Origin of the sequence: Actinacidiphila sp. bgisy160, assembly GCF_965342435.1 — a bacterium.
Lineage (GTDB): Bacteria > Actinomycetota > Actinomycetes > Streptomycetales > Streptomycetaceae > Actinacidiphila.
Genome location: NZ_CBDRCM010000027.1, coordinates 71,599 through 97,122 on the forward strand (window position 1 = coordinate 71,599; position 25,524 = coordinate 97,122).

Genomic DNA, 25,524 nt, shown 5'->3' on the forward strand with positions numbered 1-25,524 from the left:
CCCCGCACCAGGATCCCATGCGGTGTGCCTCGCGCACCGGCCACGGAGGGTACGCGGGCTCCGCGCCACCCGTGACGTGATTTCGGACCACCACCTGGCGGCTCGGTCCACGTACTCCTTCCCCGATCCATGTTAGTTCTCCTCCTGTGGGGTAGCCGCGACCTATGTGGCTTTTGTGCCCACCGGGGGTGTACCGCCCCCAGCACGACACGCTCCTTCTCGCGGAGGCGCTGCAGCGGGAGCCCCTCGCCGGCGATGTCGCCGTGCTCGATCTGGGCACGGGGAGCGGGGCGCTCGCTCTGGCCGCCGCCGAGCGCGGGGCCGCTCAGGTGACCGCCGTCGACACCTCCCTCAATGCGGTGTGCACCGCATGGATCAACGCCCGTCTGCACGGCCTGCGCGTCAAGGTGCTGCGCGGCGACCTCACCGAACCGGTGACGGGCTCCCGATTCGGTCTGATCATGGCCAATCCACCGTACGTGCCGTCTCCAGGGTCCGGTCCTCCTGCCCGGGGCCGCGCCCTCGCGTGGGACGCCGGCTCCGACGGCCGTGCGCTGCTGGACCGCATCTGCTCGGACGCGCCCGCGCTGCTCACTCCGAGCGGCGTCCTGCTCCTGGTCCATTCGGGGCTCTGCGGGGTCGAGCGCACACTGGGCCGGCTGCGTCGCGCCGGCCTGCGGGCCGCCGTCGTCGAGCGCCGGTACATCCCGTTCGGGCCGGTGCTGCGCGACCGGTCGGCATGGCTGGAGGCACGGGGGCTGATCGCTCCCGGCGAGGAGAAGGAAGAACTGGTGGTGATCCGTGCCGAACGTGAACGATGAACCGTCGCCGACCCGCGTGACGATCACGCGGAACGGCCCGATCCTGATCGAGGGACCCGTCGAGGTCGTCCTGGACGACGGCCGTGTCGTGCGTTCCGACCGCTTCGTCGTGGCCGTCTGCGCGTGCCGTCGCAGCCGCAAGTACCCGTGGTGCGACACCAGTCATCGGCGGCACAGCCGGTCCTCGCCGCGCCGCACGGAAGAGATCCAGGACAGGGCGTCCTCCTCAGCCGCCGCCCTCGTCGAGCCGACCGCGCAAGTGAACGATCACCCGTGCCAGTAGACGGGACACATACATCCGGCCGGACCCGGCGCGGCGGTTACTGTACCTGCGTCATCACCTGCGGGTCTGCCATGACTCACCGGCACGTCGTCGCAGGCCGGACCCGGCACTGAGTGGGGTCTGCGGCTCTGACTCCCCCTGAAACCGCCCCTGGAGTCATGAAGCCTGATGGAGAGTGGCGGGAGTGGGCGTCTTCCGCTTCCGCCAGGAACGCTCCCCGCCGCTGGGCGGCCGAAGGCGCGCCGCCGGCCCGGCGCCGGGCCCGGGTTCACGGCGGCCCCGAGGGGCGGGCCGCACGTTGAAGGGCGGCGCCGGTCAGTGCCGGTACCCGCCCTCGGCGGCGGTCTCCTCGCTGATTTTCTCCATCTGCTCGAACATCTGCTGGGCCTGGGCGGCGGTGAGCTTCTGGTCGAGCAGCGGGAGGTAGACCTCGTCCTCCTTGGCGAAGTGCAGACTCACGATGCCGTTGAGCGAGTAGAGGACCCTGCGCAGTTGCCGCTCCTGGGCGGGCGAGGGTGTGCCCTGTCGCAGGTTCTCGTCCAGCTCGCCGAGCTTGTCGGTCAGCGTTTCGACTTCGATGTGGTCGCGGCGCATCGTGTCGGTCGCACGGGTGCTCCCGTTCCCGCCGATCAGGCTGTCCACCTTCTTGTAGAGCACCTTGTCCTCGGCGACGGCATGGGGGATGAGTTGCCGGGACAGGAAGGTGTAGGACATCCCGGGCCGGCCCTCAACGGCGGTTGCCGGCCACGTCTCCCGTATTCGGCGGACGCAGTGTGAGCAGTCCGCGGGCGCACAGTTCCTGTACGACACGGAACAGCACGTCGCCCTCGCCCACGCCATGCCCCCACGGGTCTTCCGGAGCGGGCAGGGCTTCCACGGTTGACACGTCCCGTGGTCGCGGGACGACGGGCGTCCGTTCACGGAGATCCTCAGCGCACTACCGCGATATCGGCAACGGAGCCTGCGACTTGATGGGACATCCGGGTGACGTGGCCGCATTCGATCAGTTCTCCGTGAAGCGGTACCTGGCCCACAGGGGCAGCACGAACCAGCACAGCATGCACCAGGCGAGGATCGCCGCCACCAGGTAGGGCACGTACGCGTCATGGGTGGCCACCCGGAGGACCAGGAGCAGCGCGGAGGACATGGTGAGCAGCAACAGGACGAGCCCCGCGAAGGTGAGGCGGGCGGCCCAGAGGACGGTCTCCGGTTTGATCCGCCGACCGGAGACGATGCGGTGGAAGGAGACCGGTCCGACCAGCGCTCCGGTGGCGGAGGCGCCCAGCACGACGGTGAGGATGTAAATGATCTTGTCGGTCGCCTCGAGCTGTGGGTAGCGCGGGGTGAAGACCACGGTCAGCAGGAAACCGAAGAGGATCTGAACACCCGTCTGGGCGACCCGGACCTCCTGGATGAGTTCTCCCCACTGGCGGTCGGCGCGCTCCTCCCGGGTCTCGTCGCGGCCCTTCCGGCGGCCGGCGCCGTCAGCAGGCATGTCGCCCTCCCGTCGATCGATGGTCCGGTCTTGTCCGTGTACCCGCGACGGGGCGCGCGCCTCGCCGCCGACCCCTGCGCATCCGCACAACGTCCTACACCGTTTCCGCCGGGCCACCGCGGGAAGCCGTACCGCCGGCACCGTACGTCCGGACTTCTGGAGGATCACATGTCCGCTGCCGTGGCGGACGTACCGCGCGGCGCCGGGAGCGCCGTCGCGACCGTGGTGACGTTCCCGTTTCGTGCGGCCCCCCGTCCGCTGGGCGGCGCGGGCGACCCGGCACTGACCGGGAGAGTGAGTCCGGCGCTCCTCCGGGATGCGCCGCCGTGCGCGAGGTAGGTAGAGCCGCATGAAAGCCCTTGTCATCAACTGCACCTTGAAACGGTCTCCGCAGCCGTCCAACACCTATGCGCTGGCGAAGGTGGTGGCGGACCAGCTCGCTGCCTACGGCGTGGACATCGACTGTGTCCGCGCCGTGGATCTGGACATCAAGCCGGGCGTCACCAGCGACGAAGGCGAGGGGGACGCCTGGCCCGAGATCCACACGAAGCTGCTGTCCTCGCAGATCCTCGTCGTGGCCTCCCCGACGTGGTTGGGCAGGCCCTCTTCGATCGCCCAGCGCGTGCTGGAGCGGATGGACGCCATGCTCTCCGAGACGGACGACCACGATCGCCCCGTGGCCTACAACCGGGTGGCCGGGGTGGTGGTGACCGGCAACGAGGACGGCGCCCACCATGTGATCAGCGAGATCTCCGGGGCGCTCGCCGGCATCGGCTTCACCATCCCGGGCCAGGCCTGGACCTACTGGCACCTCGGCCCGGGCGCCGGGCCCGACTACCTCGACGACGAACGCGGCCACGACTGGTCCCACAAGACGGGACGCGCCATGGCCGCGAACCTGTACGGGGTCGCCCAGGCCCTGGCGGCCACGCCCCTCGGCGCGCCGCCGGGCTGACCGCGGGCGTCACGGGATCATGAGGACCTTGATGGCGCCGTCCGCCTTCTTCTGGAACATGTCGTAGGCCTGCGGGGCCTGCTCCAGGGGGACGTGGTGCGTGGCGAATCCGTCCACGCCCAGGGGGTCCTCGTCGGTCAGCAGCGGGAGGATCTCGTCGGTCCAGCGCCGGACGTTCGCCTGGCCCATGCGCAGCTGGATCTGCTTGTCGAACATCGTGAGCATCGGCAGCGGGTCGGTCATACCGCCGTAGACGCCGGTGATCGAGATCGTGCCGCCACGACGGACCAGTTCGATGGCCAGGTACAGGGCCCCGAGCCGGTCGACACCGGCGGTCTGCATCAGCTTGGCGGCCCAGGCGCGGGGCAGCAGGCCCACCGACTGCTGTGCCAGCTTGCCCAGGGTGCTGCCGTGCGCCTCGGTGCCCACGGCGTCGATCACCGCGTCCGGGCCGCGGCCGTCGGTGGCGTCCCGGACGGCCTTCACGAGCTCGTCCTGGCCCTCGTACTCCTCGAGGCTGAAGACATGGGCGCCGTCGTGGCGCGCCCGGGTCAGTCGCTCCGGTACGTAGTCGATGCCGATGATCTTGCCCGCGCCAAGGCGGCGGGCGACGCGGCAGCACATGTCGCCGATCGGCCCCAGGCCCAGGACGGCCACGCTCCCGTCCTTGGGAACCTCGGCGTACTTCACCGCCTGCCAGGCCGTGGGCAGGACGTCGGAGAGGTAGACGAACCGGTCGTCTGACGGTCCGTCCGGGACCTTGATCGGCCCGAACTGGGCCTGCGGCACCCGCAGGTACTCCGCCTGGCCACCGGGGACGCGCCCGTAGAGCTTGGTGTAGCCGAAGAGCTCCGCCCCGCACCCGTACTCGGTGACCTGGGTCGTCTCGCACTGCGTCGGCAGTCCCTCGCGGCACATGTAGCAGGTGCCGCAGGAGATCTGGAACGGCACCACGACGCGATCACCCGGAGAGAGGTTGTCCACCTCGGCGCCGGTCTCCTCGACGATGCCCATGGGTTCGTGCCCCAGGATGTCGCCGGGCGTCATCAACGGGGCCAGGACCTCGTACAGGTGCAGGTCCGAGCCGCACAGGCCGGTGGACGTGATCCGCACCACCGCGTCGGTCGGCTCCTCGATCCGTGGGTCGGGCACGGTGTCGACCCGTACGTCGTGCTTGCCGTGCCACACGGTGGCCCGCATGATCGATCACTTCCTCGCGGTCGTCTTTCGCGGCAGGACCATCGGCTACCCGCGACCACGCCGGTGAACCGCCCGGCGCGCGGTCATCCGGCCGATCCCTGCCCGCGGGGCGTTAGAGACCGGACGGTCCGGGAACGCGTGACTGGGGCGCCGAAGCGGTTCACCGACGAGCAGAGGGCGGACGACGCAGATGGCTCGCGACGCAGACATCAGCAAGGGCCTGGTGACCGGGCCTGACCGGGCCGAGCTGGATCCGACCGGCCTGGAGCGCGCGCTGCGCGACCGGGTCGACGGTGAGGTGCGCTTCGACGCGGGCAGCCGGGGCGCGTACGCCACCGACGGGTCGAACTACCGCCAGGTGCCGATCGGCGTGGTCGTCCCCCGGAGCCTGGACGCGGGGGCCGCGGCGGTGGAGGTGTGCTCCCGGTTCGGGGCGCCGGTGCTCTCCCGCGGCGGCGGTACGAGCCTGGGCGGCCAGTGCACGAACACCGCGGTGGTGATCGACTGGACCAAGTACTGCCACCGCCTGCTCTCGGTCGACGCGGAGAACGGGACGTGCGTGGTGGAGCCCGGCATCGTGCTGGACGAGCTGAACCGGCAGCTGTCCGGGTACGGGCTGATGTTCGGGCCGAAACCCTCGACCCACAGCCACTGCTCGCTGGGCGGCATGATCGGCAACAACTCCTGCGGCGCGTCCGCTCAGGCGTACGGCAAGACCGTGGACAACGTGCGCAGGCTGGAGATCCTCACCTATGACGGGCTGCGCTGCTGGGTGGGTCCCACCTCCCGGCAGGAGTACGACGCCGTCGTGGCCGCCGGAGACCGCAGGGCGCAGCTGTACCGCGGCCTGCGCGAGCTGACCGACCGGTATCTCGGCGACATCCGCAAGGGCTTCCCCGAACTGCCGCGCCGGGTCTCCGGCTACAACCTCGACTCCCTCCTGCCGGAGAACGGCTTCGACCTGGCCCGGGCCCTCGTCGGCAGCGAAGGAACCCTGGTCACGGTGCTGCGCGCCGAGCTGGATCTGGTACCGGTGCCCGCCGCCGAGGCCATGGTGGTGCTCGGCTACCCGGGCATCTGCGCCGCGGCCGACGACGTACCGCGGCTGCTGGAACACTGCGAGCCGACGCAACTGGAAGCGCTGGACGGGCGCATGGCGCAGCTGATGCGCGAGGAGCACGCCTACCTGGAGTCCCTGGAGCAGTTTCCGCAGGGCGACGCCTGGCTCCTGCTGCAGTTCAGCGGTGACAGCAAGGACGACGTGGACCAGCAGTCGCGCGCCTTGCTGCGGGCGATCGGACGTGACGAGGACGGCCGCGACGTGGCCTTCTCCGACAACCCGGACCGCGAGCAGGAGATGCTCAAGGCCCGTGAGGCCGGGCTGGGGGTCACCGCCCGGCCCCCGGACGGGCGCGAGACGTGGGAGGGCTGGGAGGATTCCGCGGTGCCGCCGGAACGGCTCGGGGACTACCTGCGGGACCTGAAGAAGCTGTTCGCGGACTTCGGTTACGCCCAGTCGTCGTTGTACGGGCACTTCGGGCAGGGGTGTGTGCACACGCGGATCCCGTTCGAGCTGACCACGGCCCAGGGCGTGCGCGACTTCCGCGCCTTCCTGGAGCGCGCCGCCGATCTGGTGGTCGCTCACGGCGGCTCGCTGTCCGGCGAACACGGCGACGGCCAGGCCCGCGGCGAATTGCTGCCGAGGATGTTCGGCGACCGCCTGGTGGCGGCGTTCGGCGAGTTCAAGGCGCTGTTCGATCCCGGTGACCGGATGAACCCCGGCAAGGTCGTCGCCCCGCACCGGGTCGACGAGAACCTGCGGCTCGGCCCGCACTGGCGCCCCGACGCCCACGAGACGTTCTTCGGCTACCCCGAGGACGAGCACTCCTTCACCCGCGCGGTGATGCGCTGCGTGGGCATCGGCAACTGCCGCACCCACAGGGGCGGGGTGATGTGTCCCTCGTACCGGGCGACCGGCGAGGAGGAGCACTCCACGCGCGGCAGGGCCCGGCTGCTGTTCGAGATGCTGAACGGGCACGCCGCCGACTCGGCGGTGAGCGACGGCTGGCGCTCCACGGAGGTCCGTGACGCGCTCGACCTGTGCCTGGCCTGCAAGGGCTGCAAGTCGGACTGTCCCGTCGGGGTCGACATGGCCACCTACAAGGCGGAGTTCCTGGCGCATCACTACCGGGGCAGGCTCCGGCCGGCCGCCCACTACTCGATGGGCTGGCTGCCGCTGTGGGCCCGGCTGGCGCGGCTGTCGCCGCGGCTGGTCAACGCCGCGCTGACCGCACCCGGCCTGGCCCGGGCGGGCAAGATGCTCGCCGGAGTGGCGGCCGAGCGTGACGCGCCGCCCTTCCCGCGGGAGTCGTTCGCCGAATGGTGGGCGGCCCGTGGCACGGGGCAGCCGGAGCCGGGCGGCGACCGCACCGTCCTGCTGTGGCCCGACACTTTCAGCGCCCAGTTCCACCCCGGTGTGGCGAAGGCCGCCGTACGGGTCCTGGAAGACGCCGGGTTCCAGGTCGCCGTTCCGGCACAGGCCGTGTGCTGCGGGCTGACCTGGATCTCCACCGGGCAGCCGGCCACGGCGCGCCGCGTGTTGCGCCGCACGCTCGATGTGCTGCGGCCGTGGCTGGAGGCGGGCACGCCGATCGTAGGGCTGGAGCCGTCGTGCGCGGCGGTGTTCCGCGCCGACGCTCCGGAGCTGATGCCCGGGGACCAGGACGTGCGGCGACTGGCCGGACAGTTCCGTACGTTCGCCGAGCTGCTGGTCAACGACGCTCCCGAGGGGTGGCGGCCCCCACGGCTGGACCGCGGCGCCGTGGTGCAGACGCACTGCCACCAGCACGCGGTGCTCGCCGACGACGCGGACCGCGAGCTGATGCGCCGGGCCGGTCTTGATCCCCGGGTGCTGGACGAGGGCTGCTGCGGGCTGGCGGGCAACTTCGGGTTCGAGCGCGGCCACTACGAGGTGTCGATGGCCGTGGGCGAGCAGGGTGTGCTGCCTGCCGTACGCCGTGCCTCCACCGAGGACCTGGTCCTCGCCGACGGGTTCAGCTGCCGTACCCAGATCGAGCAGGGCGGAACGGGCCGGCGGGCCGTGCACCTGGCGGAGGCGCTGGCGTCCGCACTGGACGGAACGGTGCCCGGCGAGCGGCCCGAGCGGCTCGCGGAGCGCCCGGCCGGCTCGCCACGGGACGGCCGGCTCCTGGCCGCCGTATGCGCCGTGGCGCCGGTCGCGCTCGCGGCCGGGGCCGCCGTCGCCGCGCGTCGCCACCGACAACGTTGAAGCCGAAACAGGAAGGTGAGTCCCCCGTGTCCATCAAGGTGTCCGACTTCGTTCTGCAGCGGCTGCGGGAATGGGACGTCGACCATGTCTTCGCCTATCCAGGTGACGGCATCAACGGTCTGCTCGCCGCCTGGGGCAGGGCGGACGACGACCCGCGCTTCGTCCAGGCCCGCCACGAGGAGATGGCCGCCTTCCAAGCGGTGGGCTACGCCAAGTTCTCCGGCAGGGTCGGCGTCTGCGCGGCGACCTCGGGCCCCGGCGCCATCCACCTGCTCAACGGCCTGTACGACGCGAAGCTCGACCACGTACCGGTGGTCGCGATCGTCGGGCAGACCAACCGCAGCGCGATGGGCGGCTCGTACCAGCAGGAAGTGGATCTGCTGAGTCTGTTCAAGGACGTCGCCTCGGAGTACGTGGAGATGGTGACCGTCCCCGAGCAGCTGCCCAACGTCATCGACCGCGCGATGCGGGTGGCGGCCGCGAAACGAACGGTCACCGCCGTGATCATCCCGGCCGACGTCCAGGAGCTCGACTACTCCCCTCCGCAGCACGCCTTCAAGATGGTGCCCTCCAGCCTGGGCATGCCCTCCTTCGCCCCCGTCCCGGGCGACGCCGAGCTGGACCGCGCGGCCGAGGTGCTCAACGCCGGCGAGAAGGTGGCGGTGCTGATCGGCCAAGGGGCGCGCTCGGCGCGGCCGGAGGTGGAGCAGCTCGCGGACACGCTCGGGGCCGGCGTGGCCAAGGCGCTGCTCGGCAAGGACGCGCTCTCCGACGAACTGCCCTACGTCACCGGGGCGATCGGGCTGCTGGGCACGCGGCCCAGTTACGAGATGATGCAGGACTGCGACACCCTGCTGGTCATCGGCTCCAGCTTCCCGTACACCCAGTTCATGCCGGAGTTCGGCCAGGCACGCGCGGTGCAGATCGACATCGACCCGTTCATGGTGGGCCTGCGCTACCCGTTCGAGGTCAACCTGGTCGGCGACGCCAAGGCGACCCTGACGCGGCTGCTGCCGAGGCTGAAGCGCAAGAAGCACGGCGGCTGGCGCAAGAAGATCGAGAAGGACACGGCCCGCTGGTGGGAGGTCATGGAACGCCGCGCCGGCGTCGAAGCGGACCCGATCAACCCCGAGTACGTCGTGCACGCCTTGGACGCACTCCTGCCCGAGGACGTCATCCTGGCCGCCGACTCCGGTTCCGCGGCCAACTGGTACGCCAGGCACCTGCGGATGCGCGGCGGCATGCGCGGCTCCCTGTCCGGCACGCTCGCCACCATGGGACCCGGTGTGCCGTACGTGATCGGCGCGAAGTTCGCGCACCCGGAGCGGCCGGCGATCGCCCTGGTCGGTGACGGCGCGATGCAGATGAACGGGATGGCCGAACTCATCACCGCCGCCAAGTACTACCGGGACTGGTCCGATCCGCGGATGGTCGTCGCCGTCCTCAACAACGGCGACCTCAACCAGGTGACCTGGGAGATGCGCGCCATGTCCGGCGCACCGCAGTTCCTGCCCTCGCAGGCCCTGCCGGACGTCGCCTACGCGGACGTCGCCCGCTCCATCGGACTCGACGGCCTGCGCGTGGAGAAGCCCGGCGAGGTCGAGGACGCCTGGCAGCGGGCGCTGGCCGCGGACCGGCCCTTCGTCCTGGACTTCCGCACCGACCCGGCGGTCCCGCCGATCCCGCCGCACGCCACACTCGACCAGATCGAGGCCGCGGCGGCGTCCGTCCTCAAGGGGGACTCCGACCGGGCCGCCATGGTCCGGCAGGGCCTCAAGGCGAAGGTGCAGGAGATGCTGCCGGGCAGGGGACGCCACGGGCACGGCGAGCAGTGACTCCTCCCGCTGCGGCCGACGCGCCGGTGGTGGAGGCCGTGGAGGCCGCGGCGTACACGGTGCCCACCGACGCGCCCGAGGGTGACGGCACCCTGACCTGGGACTCCACCACGCTCGTGCTGGTGCGGGCGCGCTCCGGCGGCACCACCGGGATCGGCTGGACGTACGGGGCGCCCGCCACCGCCCAGGTCGTGACCGCACAGCTCGCACCGGTCGTGACCGGTACGAGCGCCTGGGACGTGCCCGCGGCGAACGGGGCGATGTGCCGGGCGGTCCGCAACGCCGGACTGCCCGGCCTGGTGGCGGGGGCCGTCTCGGCCGTCGACATCGCCCTGTGGGACCTGAAGGCCCGGCTCCTTGGCCTGCCCCTCGTGCGGCTCTTCGGCCGGGCGAGAGGCGACGTCCCCATCTACGGGAGCGGCGGGTTCACCACGTACGACGACGCCCGGCAAGATCGGCAGCTGCGCGGCTGGGTCGAGGAGCAGGGCATCCCCCGCGTCAAGATCAAGATCGGGCAGTCCTGGGGGTCGGACGACGACCGTGACCGCGATCGCGTGGTGTGGGCGCGGCGCAGCATCGGCGAGGCGGCGGCGCTGTACGTCGACGCCAACGGTGCCTACGGCGTGAAGCAGGCCGTCGGGTTGGCGCGTTTTCTGCACGATCTGGGGGTGACGTGGTTCGAGGAGCCCGTCTCCTCCGACCACCTCGCGGGCCTCGCGCAGGTGCGGTCCCGGATCGTGCCGGAGGTGGCCGCGGGCGAGTACGGCTACACCTTGCCGTACTTCGGCCACATGCTGCGGGCGGGGGCCGTGGACTGCCTGCAGGCCGACGCGACCCGTTGCGGCGGCCTGACCGCCTGGCTGCGCGTGTCGGCCCTGGCGCACGCCTTCGGCGTCGATCTTTCCGGGCACTGCGCCCCGCACGTCCACGCGCACGCGGCCGCGGCGGCGCCGAACCTGCGGCACCTGGAGTGGTTCCACGACCACGTGCGGATCGAGCAGATGCTCTTCGACGGCACCCTGGACCCCGGCGGCGGCACCATCGCCCCCGGCGCCGACGGGGTGCCGGGCCTGGGACTGAAGTTCCGCGACAAGCGGGCGGAGCCGTACCGGGTGGCCTGAGCACAACGATCCGCCGCGGATCGCGTCCTGGGCAACGGTCGTCGAGGAGAGGAGCGGTTGCCGGGCAGGCGGGCAGGCGGGCAGGCGGGCAGGCGGGCAGGCGGAAGGAAGGTGGTGTCGGGCAGCGCCCACCCGCGGCGGTAACGCCTGCCCAGCCCGATGGTTTCGATGGCGGCCGGCCTCCGGCGCACCGTGGAAACGCGGCCCCGCTCCGGCTTGCCGCATCCGCCCTCGGCGCGGGACCGCGCCGGCGACCGTCCCCCGTCCGGCCGCCCGCCTCTCTTTCCCGGGTCAGGCCGCGACGCCGCGCAGGGTCCGGAGGTCGTCCGCCGCCTGCCGGCGCAGGGCGGGTACGAGCGGCTGCACCGGCTCCGGCAGGGCCGCGAGCATGAGGGCGACCTCCTCGGGGGTGCCCACCTCGTCGAGGAAACCGATCATGAGGTGTCCTGCCACGGGCGGCGTGGTGGCGATCACCCGCTGCGAGAAGTCCGCCCAGTACTCGGGGGTGACGTGCTCGCGCAGGGCGGGGAAGAGGATGGGCTCCTCATGGGCCAGGTGGCCGTGCACGGTGTCGCGTACGGCGGTGGCCGCCTCGTGGAGCGCCGCCCGGACTCCGTCGGCGTCGTCGCCCAGCACGACGGCGGCGAGCCGGTCGAGGGCCTCGTCCAGGTGCTCGTGTTCCGCGCTGAGCTCCTTGAGCGCGTCCGCGGTGGCCGGCGCCGTCGCGACGATCTGCGGCCACAGGTCCTCGTCCTCGGTCTCGTGGTGGTGGCGCAGGTTGACCACGAGGAAGTCGCGCAACCGGGCCAGCGTGCCCAGGGGTACGGAGGGGCGAACGGCCGCCTCTGCCAGCAGGGTGGTGGCCACGCGGTGGACCTCGTGGGCGAGCCGGGTCTCGATGACGGCCATGGGCTCTTGGGAGGAGTGGTTCATGGTGCGGAACATATTCATTAGAAGCAATTATTGTCAATAAAATCACTGACGGTGCAGGGGTACGATGCGTCGGTGACGAGCCGGAAGTACCACTCACCCCTCCGCGCCCATTCGGCGGCCGCCACGCGCGAAGCGATCCTGGGCAGCGCCCATGCGCTCTTCCTGGCGCGCGGGTACGCCGGCGTGACCATCGGGGAGATCGCGGAGGCGGGGAACGTCGCCGTGCCCACCGTGTACAGCAGCGTGGGGAACAAGCCGAAGATCCTCACGGCCCTGCTGGAGCCGGCCCTCACGGATCCCGCCATCGCCGACTCCCTCGCCGCGGTCGAGGCCGCCGACGACCCGCGCGCCGTGATCGAGCTGACCGCGGAGGGCACCCGGCTCACTCACGAACGCCACTGGGATCTGGTGTACGGGCTCTTCTACCGGAACCCGCCGGGGGAACCGGCCGTCAAGACGGTGCTGGACAAGGGCGCCGACGACTACGTACAGGCTTTGACCCGGGTCGCGAACCGCCTCCTGGCACTCGACGCGCTGCGCGCCGACGTGAGCCGAGCCGAGGCCGTCGACCTGCTGTGGTTCCACCTGGGCCCGCACGCCTGGCTCACGCTCGTCGGTGAACGGGGCTGGACCTTCGACCGCACCCAGGCGTGGATCGCGCGCGCCGCCTGCCGGGAACTGCTCGAACAGGAGTCCTGAGGCGGCCGTTCAGTCGGCGGGCGCGGCGGAAAGCGACCGGTCCGCGGCCCAGGAGGCGAGGATGGGCAGCCCGTCGGCGGGCCGGAGCCACCGCCGACGCCTTCCTCGCCGGCATGCCCGCGGTCGCCCAGCACCCCGGGTCCACACCGACCACCGGGACGCCGTGGGCAGGCCGGCGGCCGGGGAGACGGACTACTGCGCCGTCAGCACCGTCGGCCCCCGCAACCACGGCAGCAAGATCGTCGGCGGGCTCCCGTTGACGGCCTGACGGGCCGCGGTGCGTCCTCGCCGGTGACTGGGCAGGCTGGGATTATGCGCACCGAGGGACCGCCGGTGATCGTGGAACCTCCGGTCGACGGACGAAGGGTCGTGATCCGGGGCGACTACTTCGGTACCGCGTACCGTCTCGCGGACCTGATGCGATTCCTGTGGCTCGCCGGGTACGACGCCGGAACGATCAGCCTGAGCGATCCCGCGCAGGTGGAGTGGCGCGGCGGCGGCCCCGAGGTGTGGTGAGACGGCGACGCCCGTCCAGTCCACGCGGGTGGGCGGAGGGGTCAGCGGGGTGAGTTGTAGCGGCTGCCGGGCCTCAGCCGCACGGCCCTGACACGTTGTGGTGCGGCGAACTGGTCGCCCTGGCAGTCGGGACAGAGTTCGTGTCGGCCTTGGTCGGTGACGACGGTTCCCCAGCCGAGGCACGCGCCGCATTCGCGGGCCAGGTCGACGTCGGCTCGGGGAGTGGGGTAAGGCATTCCCTCGGCTCCTCGGGTCATGAGGCACCCCTCTGCGCTACTTCCGGAGATTTTGCGTAGATATTACCCATTTCAGGCGATATACACCCATTCCGGGCTGTTTCTCTCCGGCGCGGCGCAGCCGGTGCGCGCTCCACTGCGCCAGCGGCTGCAGGGCGTCGATGAGTGCCTGGCCGTCGGGGGCGAGCGCGTAGCGGATCTGCGCGGGGGTGCTCGGGATGACGGAGCGGTACTCGCCGAAGCGGCGCGCGCCCTGGGACGCCGCGAACAGGATCGCCCCCGTCCAGCGGCGCCCGACGAGCTCGACCGCGCCCTGGAAGCTCGGGCACGCGTCGTCGTGCACCGAGCCGCGCTCCAGGCGCGGCGCAAGCGGCTGAGGGCTGATCTTCCAAGGGGATCCCGTGGTCACCCCTCGGAGCGTGGCCCAAGGGCACCCGCCCGGGCGGGCTTCGTTCCTGGTAACACCCGTACCAGGAAAGAGCCCGCCCCAGAAGTGGCCCGCGATGGCAGGCCGTGCACGCCTCCTCGTGGCCGGCTGCGGTTTCCACGTAGCCTGCGTCGACGCACCGGTCACGGCGACCGGCCGCGTACGGAGCACGCCGAGCGGGAGATCGCCGAGATACTGCGGGCGAGGGCGGCGGGCGAGCCGGAAGGCCCGTTCGGCGTCCGGCACGCCGGCCGGACGCCGACACCGCGGCCACGCGGGCCCTACAGACGGACCGATGCCGCGACCGGCAGATGGTCGCTGCCTGTGGACGGGAGGGTCCAGGCCGACCGCGGTTCCAGGCCGCGCACCAGGATGTGGTCGATCCGGGCCACGGGAAAGGACGCCGGCCAGCTCAGACCGAACCCGGCACCCGACTCCGCCTGGGCCGAGCGCAGTTGGGAGGTGACCGCGGACAGGGCCTGGTCGTCCGAGGTGCCGTTGAAGTCGCCCATCAGCAGGGTGCGGGGCAGTGGTTCGGCGCGCAGCGCGATGGCCAGGGCGCGGGCGGCGGCGTCCCGCCCGTCCGTGGTGAAGCCGTACGCGGGCGTGAACCGGACGGACAGCAGGTGGGCGACGTAGACGGCGACCGGCCCCTTGGGTGTGCGGGCGGTGGCACGCAGGGCGCGCGGCCAGGGCGCGATGTCGACCGTCCGGGCGTCGGCGAGCGGGTGGCGGCTCCACAGGCCGACCGTGCCGCGCACCACGTGGTGGGGGTAGGCGGCGCGCAGCGCCTTGTCGTACGCCGGTGCGTTGTCGCCCAGTTCCTCGATGGCCACGAGGTCGGCGCCGGAGGCCGCCAGGGCCCGGGCGGTTTGCGCCGGGTCCGGGTTCCGCTCGTTGGCGTTGTGCGTCACCACCGTAAGGTCCCCGCCGGCCGCCCGCTTGTCGGTCAGCGTCCCGCCGAAGAGCGAGCCCCACACGACGGCCGGCAGCAGCACGGCGACGGCGGCGGTCGCGGAGCGCCGCAACAGGGCGCACAGCAGCAGGAGCGGGACGACCAGGCCGGTCCAGGGCAGGAAGGTCTCGACGAGGCTGCCGAGGTGGCCGGGATCGTGGGGGACGTGGGCGTGACCGGACATCACCAGGGTGGCCGCCGCCGCGAGGGCGGCGGGGACGCGCCCGCGGCGCCAGATGCCGGGGCACCTGTCGTGCCGTCGTGCCGCCGCGGGTTCCGGCGGGGCGCCGGGGGGACGAAGGAGGGTGGTCACGGTCGGTTCACCGGTCCCCGGCCCGGGCACCGGCAGCGGAGGCGGTTTCCGTCCCGGCCACCCACCGGCGTACGCCTTCCACAAGGACGCGACTGGTGCCCAGGACGGCGTTCAGGCCCTCCTGCGGGCTGGTGCCGGGATGCTGGTGGAGGACGACACCGAGAGCGAGATGGCCGTGTCCGTGGCGGTCGGGTGCGGTGGCCGCCCACATCAGGGCGCCGCCGGCGGGGGTGCTGGAGCCGGTCTTGAGCCCGATCACGCCGGACGTGCCGAGCAGGGTGTTGGTGTTGGGGATGGAGCCGGGCACGCCGGGCACGGTCGTACTGGGCAGGGCGACGATCGCCCTGAACACCGGGTCGCGCATGACCTGTCGGGCCAGCTTCAGCTGGTCGCCGGAGGTGCTGGTGGTCGTGGACTCGATGCCGCTGGCCCCGGTGTAGGTCGTCCGGTCCATGCCGAGGTCGTCGGCGGCCCGGTTCATCTTGGCGGCGAACGCCTCCTGTGAGCCCGCGTCCCAACGGGCGAGCAGACGGGCGACGTTGTTGCCGGAGGGGATCAGCATCATTTCCAGCAGCCGCCGTTCGCTCAGCCTCCGGCCCTTGCTGAGCGGCACGCTGGACTCCACGCCGGACACGGACTCGTCCGCGGCCTGCCGGTCGACGGCGACCATGGGGCCGGACGCGCCGTCGCGCAGCGGATGGTCGCGCAGGATCACGTACGCGGTCATCACCTTGGCGACGCTGGCGATCGGCACCGGGTTCTGCGCACCCCGGTTCCCGAGGTCACCACTGTCACCGAGCCCTTCGACGAGGACGCTCGCCTGCCCTTGGTGGGGCCAGGGCAGCGACACCGGAGGGTGCGGCCGGGCTCCGTGACGGCCGCCCGTCGTGGTCGTACCGGCCCCGTCACCGCCCGAGTCGCCCGTGATGACGACCAGCGAGCCCAGAACGAGCAGGGTGACCAGGGCGGCGGCGCCGACCGCGACCGGAGCGGGGACGCGCCGGGGACGACGTGACCCGCCCGGCAGGTGCGACAGGCCGGCGGGCCGCGGCCGCGGCGGACGCCCGGTGTCACGCTCGCGGGCTTCGGGGACTTGGCGCATGGACTGGCACCTCCACGGGTCACGGCGTGGCTTTCACGCACACCGCCCACCGTGGGCCGCGCTGATGTCGGACCGGCCGTGACCGTGCCTCCGCCACCGCTCGGCCGGTCATCCGTCGTGTATCGGCGCCGGCGCGCACCGCGCCCACGGGGTGCCTCAGTCGGCCACGGGCAACCGGAGGGTGGCGACGGCGCCGCCGTCGGGCGCGTTGGCGAAGGACAGCGCCGCGCCGATGACCCGGGCCTGGCCGAGCGCGATGGTCAGCCCGAGGCCGTGGCCCCGCCCGCGCTCCGACGCCCCGGTGCGGAACCGCTGGGGCCCGTCCGCGAGCAGCTCGCGGGGGAATCCCGGACCGTGGTCCCGTACCGTCACGGTGGTCCCCGCCACCGCGACCTCGACGGGCGCGCTGCCGTGCCGATGGGCGTTGGCGACGAGGTTGGCCACGATCCGGTCGACCCGGCGCGGGTCGGTGCGGGCGGAGCCGGCACCGGCCGGGACGAACCGCGTCGGCAGTCCGGTGCGGTCCAGCGCGTCCTCGACCAGCTCGGCCAGGGGGACGGGCCTGAGCTCGGCCCGTTCGGCGCCCGCGTCCAGCCGGGAGATCTCCAGCAGGTCCTCCACCAGGACCCTCAGCACCCCCACCCGGTCCCGGACGAGGTCGGTGGCCTCCCCCTCGGGCAGCAGCCCGCTCGCGGTGACCAGGCCCATCAGCGGGGTGCGCAGTTCATGGGCGACGTCGGCGGTGAAGCGCTGCTCGGCGGTCAGCCGCGCGAGCAGGCTGTCGGCCATGGAGTCGACGGTGGCGGAGATCTCGGTGATCTCGTCGCCGCCGCGGCCGCCGGGCCCGGCCCCGGTCCTCGCGGCCAGGTCACCGGCCGCGATACGGCGCGCGGTCCGCGCCACGCGCCGCAGCCTGCGATGGGGCAGCTCGGCCGAGAGCGCCGTCAGCGGCAGGACGACGGCGAGCGCGACCAGGGAGTACTTCCACATGTGCCGGTCCAGGGCGCGCCGGGTGAGCAGGTCGGACGTCATGTCGGTGCTGATCGCCACCGGCCCGCCCCGGTACATCCGCGCCGCCCACATCTCCGGGTGGTCGCCGGGACTGTCGCCGTCGTACCAGGTGGCGTACCCGGTGCTCGGACCCTGCCCGTGCCGCAGCCGGTCGAGCAGTTCGGCGGGCATCGCCGCGGGCGACGTCTCCAGCCCGCCGGGCGGCGCGCCGTCGCGCTCGTACTCCCCCAGGGCCGAGGACAACTGCGCCACGGCCTTCGCCCCGCCGTCGTTCATGGAGCGTTCCAGGGTGCTGCGGTGGACCAGTACCCCGACCGTCAGCGCGACGGCGCAGCAGGCCACGGCGACGAGCAGGGCGGTCTTCCAGCGCAGCGAGCGCCAGTTGAGCAGGTCGCTGATGGTGTCCACCTCAGCGCCGCAACTTGTAGCCGAACCCGCGGACCGTCGCGATCCGTTCGGCTCCGATCTTCTTCCGCAGGCGCTGCACGCAGAGGTCCACCACGCGGCTGTCGCCGTCCCAGCCGTAATCCCACACGTTGCGCAGCAAAGTGTTCCGGTCCAGCACGATGCCGGGGTTCGCGGCGAACTCCAGGAGCAGCCGCAGCTCGGTGGGGGCGAGCGCGACGGGTTCGCCCGCACGGAACACCTCGAGGCCCGCGGTGTCGATCGTCAGGTCGCCGAAGGCGAGCCGGCCGGAGTCCTCCGACCCCGCCGGGGCCGGGGTGGCGGACGGGGCCGCGGACGGGGCGGCGACGGGGGTGAAGGTCGCCCGCCGCAACAGGGAGCGGATCCGGGCCACCAGGACCGCGGTGTCCACGGGCTTGACCACGTAGTCGTCGGCGCCCGCCTCCAGGCCGGAGACCACGTCCAGGGCATCGCCTCGCGCGGACATCATCAGGATGGGATCCATGCTGGTCTCCCTGACCCGGCGGCACAGCCCGATCCCGTCCAGGCCCGGCAGCATCACGTCCAGCAGGAGCAGGTCGTGGCGGCCCTCCCGGAACAGTTCGAGCCCGGTCAGGCCGTCGGCGGCGGACGTGACGCGGTAGCCGTAGCGCTCCAGCGCCATGGCGACCGATCTGCGGATCACCTCGTCGTCCTCGACGAGCAGCACCGCCACGGGCGCGGGGGCCGCCGCCCCCTCTGTCACCAAAACCGACATCTCTTCCCATCGGACGCAGGTACCGGCCCTCCATCATGCGTGAGCCGGTCCCCCGCCGGGCATCCGGTACCGCGCGGCCGGGCATCAACCGTGTATCAGCCGGCCCTCGACGCCACCGCTGCCCCACGCCGCCTCCGCCGTCCTACCTTCACCGCACGTGCGGCCCGGTCACGAAGTGACCGTTCCGGTCGTAGGGCCAGGCGTTGGCGACGCATCCGTGCAGGCCCTTGATCTGCTGCATCATCACGGGGGCCGGTTGCCCGGCGCCCGCGCACGTCGTGTGCGTGTAGCCGAGGAAGTGCCCCATCTCGTGGTTGATGATCAGCGCCCGGTATTCGTGGATCGGGCCGTCGAACGTGGGCGAGCCCTCGGCCCAGCGCTTGAGGTTCACCACGACCCCGCCGGAGACCTCGCAGTTGTACTCGCCTTGGGTGTCCTGGTGGATGCCCGACCAGCACAGGGCGTCGGCCGTCCCCGGTGTCGCGATGCTCACGGTGAGGTCGTGGGGCTGGCCCGCGCTGACCAACCTGAACGCGTAGGCCGGGTTGTGGGTCCAGCCGCGGGGGGCGGCGAGTATGCCGGCGATCTCGCTGGCCGCCTGTTCGGGCGAGACGGCGAGGCCACTCTCGACCTTCACCACGTAGCGCAGCGGACGCGGACCGTGACCGACCTGCTCCCCCGACGCCTGCGCGGTGACGAACGTGCCGCTGCCCGTCGCGGGGACGTCGATCTTGGTGGGCGTGGACTTCGGCGTCGGCGTCGGCGTCGGGGTGGGGGTGGGGGTCGGGGTGGGGGTGGGCGTCGGGGTGGGCCTCGGCGTGACGTGCGCCACGCGCCGCGGGTGCGACGCGGCGCTCGACGCGTCGCTTCGCCCGTCGTCCAGGAAGAACGCGACGGAGCCGAGCAGCCCGGCGACCACCAGTGTGACGACCAGATAGCCCCTGCCCCGGCGGCGCGGACGGCGCCGGCGACGGGAGGGCCGGTGACGCCCGGCGCGGTGGGATGAATGCATGGCAGCTCAAACTGGCCATCTCAGATGATCGCCATGAGCCCGAAGCGTCACGAAGAGGTAACGAGCGCCCTTCCGGCGACCCCCGCCGACCGTAAACCGCATGCACACCCCGGGTATGACCCTTCTGTAACAGCTCCCGCGAGGGGCCTTTCCCGGGCCGGTCGCCGCTCGCGGTCTGCTTAGACTGGCGAGGTGCCACGAGTCCTTATCGTCGAAGACGACCCGGATGTCCGTAAGGCGGTTCAACTGGGCCTGCGTCACCAGGGGCATGACGTCTTCGCCGCCGGAACGGGTGAAGAGGGACTGGAACAGCTCCGCCCCTTCCGTCCGGACGTCGTCGTGCTCGACCTGATGCTGCCGGGGATATCCGGGCTCGACGTGTGCCGGCGCATACGCGACCTCGACCAGGTGCCGATCATCATGGTCACCGCCAAGGGCGATGACATCGATGTGGTCGTGGGGCTCGAGGCCGGTGCGGACGACTACGTCGTCAAGCCGGTGCAGGCCCGCGTGCTCGACGCACGCATACGGGCCGTGCTGCGCAGGCAGGGCGCGCCGGCCTCCGACACCCTCCGGCCCAGGGCGGAGTCGCACGGGGAGCTGATCATCGACCGGGCCGGGCTCGTGGTGACGCACCACGGTGAACCCGTCGCACTCGCCCCCTCCGAACTCCGGCTGCTGCTGACCCTGTCGGCCTCGCCCGGACAGGTCTTCAGCCGCCAGCAACTGCTGGAGGCGGTCTGGGAGCACAGCTACTACGGCGACATACGGCTCGTGGACGCCTGCGTGAAGCGGCTGCGCGGCAAGCTCGGTGAACTGGGCGGCGCGCCCCGGTACATCCAGACCGTACGCGGCTTCGGTTACCGCTTCGGCACCGCGTGAGCCGCCGCGAAACCGCGCGGGCGCGCAAGGCCGTACGCAAGCGCGAGGCATCAGCAACCGGGCAGGGCCCCGGATGGACGCGGTTCTACCGGGCGGCACTGGCGAGGATCCCGCTCCCGCTGCGGGGCCTGCGATCCCGCCTTGTCGTGGCCTTCGTCCTGGTGACCATGGCCGGTGCCCTGAGCACCGGAGCGGTCACCTTCCGGGAGGCGCGCACAGGGGTGCTGCAGCAGAGCCAGGACGCGGTCATCCGGCAGTTCCGGGCAAGCGTCAACACCGTCGCCGTCTACACCCCCGCGACGCCGGACCAGTCGCAGTTGCAGACGGCGGTGAACCAGGTGTTCCGCGCCAACCAGGCGCAGGGCGGGCGGGTCTTGGCCACCTACGGCAGCCTCCGCGCCTATACCCCGAGCGCCGACTTCGACCGGCTCACGCCGGAACTGCGCCGGTCCGTGGCCACGAGACGCGCCGCCGTGTTCCAGCGCGTGAACGTCGACGGTCATCCCTGGCTCGTCGTCGGGATGCCGGTCACGTACGGCAGCGGCTACGGCACCGAGTCCAGGCTGTCGGGTCTCGTGATGTACCTGGTCGTGCCCCAGGAGACCGAACAGGCCTACGTCGATGCCATGGTCAGCGCCATCGAGCACGCCACCCTGGTCGCGCTGGGCCTCGCCGTCGTCCTGGCGCTGGCGGCCGCCAGCGGCGTCCTCCGTCCCGTGCGGGCGCTGCGCGGGGCGACGCGCCGCATGGCCGAGGGACACCTCGACGTCCGGCTGACCGTCAACGGTTCCGACGAACTGGCCGACCTCTCCCAGTCCTTCAACCACACGGCCGCCGAACTCGAGCGGTCCGTCGCGGAGCTGCGCCGCCTGGAGGCCCAGGCGCGCCGCTTCGTCGCGGACGTCTCCCACGAGCTGCGGACGCCGCTGGCGGCGATGTCGGCGGTCACCGACGTGCTGGACGCGAACGCGCCGCGCCTGGACCGGGAGTCCGGTGAGGCGCTGCGGCTCATCAGCGAGGGGACCAGCCGGCTGAGCGTGCTGGTGAACGACCTGATGGAGATCTCCCGTTTCGACGCGGGCGCGGCCGAGCTCAACGTGGACGAGATCGACCTGGCCGACTTCGTACAGCACACCCTCGCCGCCCGGGGGTGGCAGGGCCTGGTGGAGACCCACCTGCCCGCGCCCGGTGTGCTCCGGGCCCGGGTGGATCCGCGCCGGCTCGACGTGGTGCTGGCCAACCTGGTCGGCAACGCACTGCGGCACGGTGCTCCGCCGGTGCGGCTGGCCATGAGCGTGCGGGAGGAGCGGGCGGACGTGAGGTGGGCCGTCATCGAGGTGACCGACAACGGACCGGGGATAGCCGAGGAGGCCATGCCGCACATCTTCGAACGCTTCTACAAGGCGAGCAGTTCACGGACCAGGAGTGAGAGCAGCGGACTGGGCCTGGCCATCACGGCGGAGAACGTGCACCTGCACGGAGGGCACATCAGTGCGGCCAACCAGCCGTGGGGGGGCACATCGTTCACGGTCGAGCTCCCCCTGCACCGCGACTCCGCGGCCGACGACGCTGAGGCCGAGGACGCTGAGGCCGAGGACGGGGGTGCCCGGTGAAACGGGCGCGCCCGGCGGCGCTCGCGGCCGGATTCGCGGCCGCGCTCACGCTGACGGCGTGCGGAGTCCCGCCGTCCGGTGTCATCGAGGCCGGCGAACCGGCGAGCGGCATGTCCTCCCCCAGCTCGAAGACCGCGCATCCGATGCTCTTCTCCGTCTACTTCCTGCACGACGGCAAGCTGAAGAGCTACCTCCGCAAGACGGTCCACCCCGGTGACGTGGCGGGCGCCGTCCAGACACTGTTCGCCGGACCGGCCCCCAACGAGAACGCGACGGTCACGACGGAACTGCCCCTCCTCGGCCTCGACGGCGAGCTGGACGTGAGGGTCGGCAGCGGCGTCGTCTCCGTCCGGCTCCCCAAGGGCGTCCCCGCGTTCACCCATCCGGCCATGCTGCAGTTGGCGTGCACGGTGGCCAGTGTGAGCGGGTCGGCCGCCTCGCTGCCCCCGGCGGGGACTGTGGGCGGTGCCTCCACGGTCCCGACCCCCGCCGCGTCCCGTGTCCCGGGGCACAGGACCGTCCGGGTGCTCGGGGACGGATGGGTGAAGGTGCAGACGGCCGGTTCGTGTCCCGCCCCAGCGCAGTTGTAGGCGGAAGGCCCCGCCCCCGGAAGCCCAGCGGTGGCGGTGGCTCGGGGCCAGGCCCGCGGACGTCGGCCAGACCGGCGCCGAGAGCCGGTACGTCCTGGCCGACCCGGAAGGCCACGAATTCTGCCTGCTGCGCCCGCCGGGTCCAGCCCCTCTGAGCCGGAGCGCGGACCGCGGCCTGCGCCGCCGTCAGCGGCTCGCCGGGGCCGCCGCCTCGCCGTCGACGGGGATGCCCAGCCGCTCGGCCACGGAGGCGAGGGCGGTTCCCAGCGGAAGCGCGACCCTGGTGAGGGCGTGCGAGTCGCCGCGGGTGAGGTCCCGGTTGACGATCAGCACCGGCTTCCCTGCCTGGGCCGCCTGGCGGACGAAGCGAAGCCCGGACATCACCGTCAGTGAGGAGCCCAGGACCAGCAGCGAGGCCGCCTCGCGGACCAGTTCGCGGCAGTGCTCGACCCGCCGCGGCGGTACGGCTTCGCCGAAGAACACCACGTCCGGCTTGAGGATGCCGCCGCATACCACGCAGGGCACCACGTGGAAGTCGCCGACCTGTTCGTCGGTGAGGTCGGCGTCACCGTCCGGGTTGATTCCGGCGGCCACCGGCTCGAAGCCCGCGTTGGCCTCCTCCAGCCGCCGGGCGAGTTCGCCGCGCGGACTGACGGCGCCACACGTGAGGCAGACGACCCGGGCCAGGCTTCCGTGGAGTTCCACGACGTCCTCGCTGCCGGCGGCCTGGTGCAGGCCGTCGACGTTCTGGGTGATCACCCCCGAGAGCAGGCCGTGCCGCCCGAACGCGGCCACGGCCCGGTGCCCGGAGTTGGCCCGGGCACGGCCGAAGGTGCGCCAGCCGAGGTGGCTGCGTGCCCAGTACCGCCGCCGGGCCTGGGCACTGGCGGTGAAGTCCTGGTAGGTCATCGGGGTGTGTCGGCTCAGGCTGCCGCCCTCGCCCCGGTAGTCGGGGATGCCCGACTCCGTGGAGATGCCCGCCCCGCTGAGCACCAGCACACGGCCGGTGCCCAGCGCATCGGCGACCGGCCCCACGTCCGTGGTACCCGGCGGCAGGTCCTCGGTGGGCGTCCAGCTCAAGGTGGGGCGCATGCGCATGCCGCAAGGGTACGCAACGGGCCGGCTTCGGCCGCTCCCGCGGTCGGACCCCGGGCGGGGGATCCGGGCCGCCCGTCGCTACGGCACGATCACGGCCTTGAGCGGCTCGCCGCGGCCGACGCGTCCGACTCCCCTGCGCCTGCTCGAGCGAGCAGCGGTACGTGACCATCGCGGCGAGCGGGAATCGCGGCCCGGCCGGCGGCGTACCCGATGTGCCCCACAGGCCGATGACGACGTACTTCCCGTCGGGCGCGACGAACGGGAGAGCCCTCGGTGCACGCGGGCATCCCGCCGGCTGCCTCGACGACGACGTCGGCGCCACGGCGGCCCGCTCGCGCTCGTCGGTGCGGCGGCCGGAACTCCGGCGCGGCTGGGCGGGTTCAGCGCGCAGTCGAGAAATGAGCGGCCTCGCGGTGGCTCATCACCGCGAGGCCGCGTCCCCATATCCCGAGCGATGGGCGTCCCCACACCCGTGATGCTTGCTCGGTCAAACAAGTAGAACATTGAACGTAAATACGGGCAAGTAGCTTGATTCACCATCAATCCTTGAAGATCGTTGGGTCAGTCCGCGGTCGCAGACGGCCCGCAGCCACGATTCCAGGACGGCGGGCATCATGCGCGCGAGCAGGTGCCGGAACGCGGCGCCGGACGGCCGGAACGGCCACGGCGGGTGCGGGGGCAGCGGATCGCCCCGCTCCTCCCCTCATGCGGACCCGCCGGCCACCGGTAGCCGCGTTCCCCGGGGCGGAAAGGCCGGCTCGGACCAGTGCGCAGCCTCGACGGGCACGGCCACGGCACACGCTCGGCTGCCGGACCTCCCCTGCCTGTCGACGGCGCAGGTACCCGCCTCCAGCGCCGGAGCCCGGCCGGCCGGCCGGCCGGAGCAGCCTTACAGCAGCGGCGCCGATTCCTACCGGCTGCTCCTCGACAAAGAGGCCCAAAAGAGGTCTACCTGCCCGCCTGTCCGGACCGCTGCGATCCGGCGGCGATCTGGCCCGTGAACCAGAACGGTCCCCCGGGGGCCTGACCTCGCGGCCCTGATCCACTGGCCTCCCGCGAGCGCTGCGATCCGTGTGATGGGATCACACGGGGCTCGGCGACGGGTCCTGCGCGACACACTCCAGGAAAGGTGCCGTCATGAACGATCGGGTCAGCCCCGCCCGCCGCCCAGGTGCGATCAGCGTCCTCGGGGGCCCCACAACGGTGATCGACATCGGCGGGCTGCGCCTGGTGGCGGACCCCACCTTCGACGACCCGGGCGACCACGGATACCTCACCAAGACCGCGGGGCCCGCCGTCAGTGAGGACGCCCTCGGGCCGGTGGACGCCGTCCTCGTCAGCCACGACCTCCACCCCGACAACCTGGACACCCGCGGCCGCGCCTTCGCCCTCGGATCGCCCCTGGTGCTGACCGGCCCCGCCGCCGCGCGGCGTCTGGGTACCCCGGCGCAGGGGCTGTCGCCCTGGGACAGTGTGCGACTTCCCCGCCCCGACGGGGGCACGGTCACCGTCCACGCCGTGCCCGCCCAGCACGGTCCCGACGACGGTGAGCGCGACGAGCAGGGGCATGTGAACTGCGAGGTCACCGGCTTCGTCCTGAGCGGGGACGAGCTTCCCACCGTCTACGTCAGCGGTGACAACGCCTCACTCTCCGTGGTGGCCGAGATCTCCCGCCGTGTGCCGCCCGTCGACGTGGCCGTCCTGTTCGTGGGCGCGGCGCGCGTGCCGTCGAAAATGCGCGGCAGGCCCTTGACCCTGACCGCCCAGCGGGCGAGTGCCGCCGCCTCCGTACTGGAGGCTCCGTTGGTCGTGGCCGCCCACTGCGACGGATGGGCGCACTTCAGTGAGACCCGCGCCGACATCGAGCGGGCCTTCGACGACGCCGGTCTCGCCGGGCGCCTGCGCACGGCGGGCAATGGCGAGTGGATCGACGTCAGCCAGGCGGTCACCACGCGCTGACCCGCCGGTACGGAGTC

The 25,524-nt window shown here is 72.3% G+C and carries 23 protein-coding genes and 2 pseudogenes; 14 read left to right on the forward strand and 11 right to left on the reverse strand.

Annotated elements, in window-relative coordinates:
* The first annotated feature begins 164 nt into the window (after positions 1-164).
* Together ACRWNP_RS21630 and ACRWNP_RS21635 are read left to right on the forward strand one after the other, a co-directional pair.
* Positions 165-821 carry a HemK2/MTQ2 family protein methyltransferase gene (locus tag ACRWNP_RS21630; RefSeq protein ID WP_431963786.1) on the forward strand — a complete coding sequence of 219 codons (657 nt, stop codon included), beginning with the start codon at positions 165-167 and terminating at the stop codon, positions 819-821.
* A pseudogene (locus ACRWNP_RS21635) lies at positions 802-1,002 on the forward strand (CDGSH iron-sulfur domain-containing protein); the annotation flags it as partial. The gene ACRWNP_RS21630 and the pseudogene ACRWNP_RS21635, both read left to right, overlap by 20 nt.
* A 417-nt stretch (positions 1,003-1,419) precedes the next feature.
* Here the strand turns inward: ACRWNP_RS21635 and ACRWNP_RS21640 are convergent.
* Positions 1,420-1,818, reverse strand: coding sequence for a hemerythrin domain-containing protein (locus tag ACRWNP_RS21640; RefSeq protein ID WP_431963788.1), 399 nt, complete (start codon positions 1,816-1,818; stop codon positions 1,420-1,422).
* Between the two features lie 289 nt (positions 1,819-2,107).
* Positions 2,108-2,599: a DUF6328 family protein gene (locus ACRWNP_RS21645; protein WP_431963790.1), complete on the reverse strand. Its 492-nt coding sequence runs from the start codon at positions 2,597-2,599 to the stop codon at positions 2,108-2,110.
* A gap of 168 nt (positions 2,600-2,767) precedes the next feature.
* Between ACRWNP_RS21645 and ACRWNP_RS21650 the strand changes: the two genes are divergently transcribed.
* Complete coding sequence (locus ACRWNP_RS21650; protein ID WP_431963792.1) at positions 2,768-2,938, forward strand: LPFR motif small protein; 171 nt, start codon at positions 2,768-2,770, stop codon at positions 2,936-2,938.
* 10 nt (positions 2,939-2,948) lie between these two features.
* Positions 2,949-3,554 (forward strand): flavodoxin family protein, encoded by a 606-nt coding sequence (locus ACRWNP_RS21655; protein ID WP_431963793.1) that lies wholly within the window; start codon positions 2,949-2,951, stop codon positions 3,552-3,554.
* Positions 3,555-3,563: 9 nt separating this feature from the next.
* Here ACRWNP_RS21655 and ACRWNP_RS21660 read toward each other — a convergent pair whose 3' ends face one another.
* Positions 3,564-4,754, reverse strand: a complete 1,191-nt coding sequence (locus tag ACRWNP_RS21660; RefSeq protein ID WP_431963795.1) for a zinc-dependent alcohol dehydrogenase — start codon at positions 4,752-4,754, stop codon at positions 3,564-3,566.
* Positions 4,755-4,944: 190 nt separating this feature from the next.
* Between ACRWNP_RS21660 and ACRWNP_RS21665 the strand changes: the two genes are divergently transcribed.
* From ACRWNP_RS21665 to ACRWNP_RS21675, 3 genes are read left to right on the forward strand one after another with little or no spacing between them, the layout of a single operon-like run.
* A complete protein-coding gene (locus ACRWNP_RS21665; RefSeq protein ID WP_431963797.1) occupies positions 4,945-8,043 on the forward strand; it encodes an FAD-binding and (Fe-S)-binding domain-containing protein in 3,099 nt (1,032 codons plus the stop codon).
* Between the two features lie 26 nt (positions 8,044-8,069).
* Complete coding sequence (locus tag ACRWNP_RS21670; RefSeq protein WP_431963799.1) at positions 8,070-9,878, forward strand: thiamine pyrophosphate-requiring protein; 1,809 nt, start codon at positions 8,070-8,072, stop codon at positions 9,876-9,878.
* On the forward strand, positions 9,875-10,999 hold the full coding sequence (locus ACRWNP_RS21675) for an enolase C-terminal domain-like protein (RefSeq protein ID WP_431963801.1): 1,125 nt from the start codon (positions 9,875-9,877) through the stop codon (positions 10,997-10,999). Before ACRWNP_RS21670 ends, ACRWNP_RS21675 begins: the two co-directional genes overlap by 4 nt.
* Before the next feature lie 291 nt (positions 11,000-11,290).
* Here the strand turns inward: ACRWNP_RS21675 and ACRWNP_RS21680 are convergent, their stop codons facing one another.
* Positions 11,291-11,932 (reverse strand): hemerythrin domain-containing protein, encoded by a 642-nt coding sequence (locus ACRWNP_RS21680; protein WP_431963803.1) that lies wholly within the window; start codon positions 11,930-11,932, stop codon positions 11,291-11,293.
* 72 nt (positions 11,933-12,004) lie between these two features.
* Between ACRWNP_RS21680 and ACRWNP_RS21685 the strand changes: the two genes are divergently transcribed.
* Both ACRWNP_RS21685 and ACRWNP_RS21690 read left to right on the forward strand, forming a co-directional pair.
* Entirely contained in the window at positions 12,005-12,631 is a 627-nt protein-coding gene (locus tag ACRWNP_RS21685) for a TetR/AcrR family transcriptional regulator (protein ID WP_431963805.1), read from the forward strand.
* 312 nt (positions 12,632-12,943) lie between these two features.
* Positions 12,944-13,147: a hypothetical protein gene (locus tag ACRWNP_RS21690; RefSeq protein ID WP_431963807.1), complete on the forward strand. Its 204-nt coding sequence runs from the start codon at positions 12,944-12,946 to the stop codon at positions 13,145-13,147.
* Positions 13,148-13,420: 273 nt separating this feature from the next.
* On the opposite strand, the gene ACRWNP_RS21695 is transcribed toward ACRWNP_RS21690, so the two are convergent.
* From ACRWNP_RS21695 to ACRWNP_RS21720, 6 genes are all read right to left on the reverse strand, one after another.
* The gene (locus ACRWNP_RS21695; protein ID WP_431963809.1) at positions 13,421-13,792 is read right to left on the reverse strand and encodes a winged helix-turn-helix transcriptional regulator; all 372 of its coding nucleotides are present in this window, start codon (positions 13,790-13,792) and stop codon (positions 13,421-13,423) included.
* 299 nt (positions 13,793-14,091) lie between these two features.
* Positions 14,092-14,949, reverse strand: a complete 858-nt coding sequence (locus ACRWNP_RS21700) for an endonuclease/exonuclease/phosphatase family protein (protein WP_431963836.1) — start codon at positions 14,947-14,949, stop codon at positions 14,092-14,094.
* 136 nt (positions 14,950-15,085) lie between these two features.
* Positions 15,086-16,180: a D-alanyl-D-alanine carboxypeptidase family protein gene (locus tag ACRWNP_RS21705; RefSeq protein WP_431963811.1), complete on the reverse strand. Its 1,095-nt coding sequence runs from the start codon at positions 16,178-16,180 to the stop codon at positions 15,086-15,088.
* Positions 16,181-16,336: 156 nt separating this feature from the next.
* On the reverse strand, positions 16,337-17,599 hold the full coding sequence (locus ACRWNP_RS21710; protein WP_431963813.1) for an ATP-binding protein: 1,263 nt from the start codon (positions 17,597-17,599) through the stop codon (positions 16,337-16,339).
* Between the two features lies 1 nt (position 17,600).
* Positions 17,601-18,353 carry a two-component system response regulator CseB gene (cseB, locus tag ACRWNP_RS21715; protein ID WP_431963815.1) on the reverse strand — a complete coding sequence of 251 codons (753 nt, stop codon included), beginning with the start codon at positions 18,351-18,353 and terminating at the stop codon, positions 17,601-17,603.
* Between the two features lie 148 nt (positions 18,354-18,501).
* Complete coding sequence (locus tag ACRWNP_RS21720; protein ID WP_431963817.1) at positions 18,502-19,365, reverse strand: DUF3152 domain-containing protein; 864 nt, start codon at positions 19,363-19,365, stop codon at positions 18,502-18,504.
* A gap of 192 nt (positions 19,366-19,557) precedes the next feature.
* Here ACRWNP_RS21720 and ACRWNP_RS21725 point away from each other — a divergent pair, with 192 nt between their 5' ends.
* The 4 genes and pseudogenes from ACRWNP_RS21725 to ACRWNP_RS21740 form a co-directional block, all read left to right on the forward strand.
* The gene (locus ACRWNP_RS21725) at positions 19,558-20,247 is read left to right on the forward strand and encodes a response regulator (RefSeq protein WP_431963819.1); all 690 of its coding nucleotides are present in this window, start codon (positions 19,558-19,560) and stop codon (positions 20,245-20,247) included.
* On the forward strand, positions 20,244-21,860 hold the full coding sequence (locus ACRWNP_RS21730) for an ATP-binding protein (protein WP_431963821.1): 1,617 nt from the start codon (positions 20,244-20,246) through the stop codon (positions 21,858-21,860). Before ACRWNP_RS21725 ends, ACRWNP_RS21730 begins: the two co-directional genes overlap by 4 nt.
* The gene (locus ACRWNP_RS21735) at positions 21,857-22,450 is read left to right on the forward strand and encodes a hypothetical protein (RefSeq protein ID WP_431963823.1); all 594 of its coding nucleotides are present in this window, start codon (positions 21,857-21,859) and stop codon (positions 22,448-22,450) included. Before ACRWNP_RS21730 ends, ACRWNP_RS21735 begins: the two co-directional genes overlap by 4 nt.
* A 34-nt stretch (positions 22,451-22,484) precedes the next feature.
* Positions 22,485-22,605 (forward strand): annotated as a pseudogene (locus ACRWNP_RS21740) (VOC family protein); the annotation flags it as partial.
* Positions 22,606-22,636: 31 nt separating this feature from the next.
* Here ACRWNP_RS21740 and ACRWNP_RS21745 read toward each other — a convergent pair.
* Entirely contained in the window at positions 22,637-23,548 is a 912-nt protein-coding gene (locus ACRWNP_RS21745) for an NAD-dependent protein deacetylase (RefSeq protein WP_431963825.1), read from the reverse strand.
* Between the two features lie 1,137 nt (positions 23,549-24,685).
* Between ACRWNP_RS21745 and ACRWNP_RS21750 the strand changes: the two genes are divergently transcribed.
* Entirely contained in the window at positions 24,686-25,507 is an 822-nt protein-coding gene (locus tag ACRWNP_RS21750; protein WP_431963827.1) for an MBL fold metallo-hydrolase, read from the forward strand.
* The last annotated feature ends 17 nt before the right edge of the window (positions 25,508-25,524 follow it).

Coding starts and splice junctions, on each gene's coding strand:
- ACRWNP_RS21630 (WP_431963786.1), top strand. CDS start 165: ATGTGGCTTTTGTGCCCACCGGGGGTGTACCGCCCCCAGCACGACACG.
- ACRWNP_RS21640 (WP_431963788.1), bottom strand. CDS start 1,818: ATGTCCTACACCTTCCTGTCCCGGCAACTCATCCCCCATGCCGTCGCC.
- ACRWNP_RS21645 (WP_431963790.1), bottom strand. CDS start 2,599: ATGCCTGCTGACGGCGCCGGCCGCCGGAAGGGCCGCGACGAGACCCGG.
- ACRWNP_RS21650 (WP_431963792.1), top strand. CDS start 2,768: ATGTCCGCTGCCGTGGCGGACGTACCGCGCGGCGCCGGGAGCGCCGTC.
- ACRWNP_RS21655 (WP_431963793.1), top strand. CDS start 2,949: ATGAAAGCCCTTGTCATCAACTGCACCTTGAAACGGTCTCCGCAGCCG.
- ACRWNP_RS21660 (WP_431963795.1), bottom strand. CDS start 4,754: ATGCGGGCCACCGTGTGGCACGGCAAGCACGACGTACGGGTCGACACC.
- ACRWNP_RS21665 (WP_431963797.1), top strand. CDS start 4,945: ATGGCTCGCGACGCAGACATCAGCAAGGGCCTGGTGACCGGGCCTGAC.
- ACRWNP_RS21680 (WP_431963803.1), bottom strand. CDS start 11,932: ATGAACCACTCCTCCCAAGAGCCCATGGCCGTCATCGAGACCCGGCTC.
- ACRWNP_RS21690 (WP_431963807.1), top strand. CDS start 12,944: ATGCGCACCGAGGGACCGCCGGTGATCGTGGAACCTCCGGTCGACGGA.
- ACRWNP_RS21700 (WP_431963836.1), bottom strand. CDS start 14,949: ATGTCCGGTCACGCCCACGTCCCCCACGATCCCGGCCACCTCGGCAGC.
- ACRWNP_RS21705 (WP_431963811.1), bottom strand. CDS start 16,180: ATGCGCCAAGTCCCCGAAGCCCGCGAGCGTGACACCGGGCGTCCGCCG.
- cseB (WP_431963815.1), bottom strand. CDS start 18,353: ATGTCGGTTTTGGTGACAGAGGGGGCGGCGGCCCCCGCGCCCGTGGCG.
- ACRWNP_RS21720 (WP_431963817.1), bottom strand. CDS start 19,365: ATGCATTCATCCCACCGCGCCGGGCGTCACCGGCCCTCCCGTCGCCGG.
- ACRWNP_RS21745 (WP_431963825.1), bottom strand. CDS start 23,548: ATGCGCATGCGCCCCACCTTGAGCTGGACGCCCACCGAGGACCTGCCG.
- ACRWNP_RS21750 (WP_431963827.1), top strand. CDS start 24,686: ATGAACGATCGGGTCAGCCCCGCCCGCCGCCCAGGTGCGATCAGCGTC.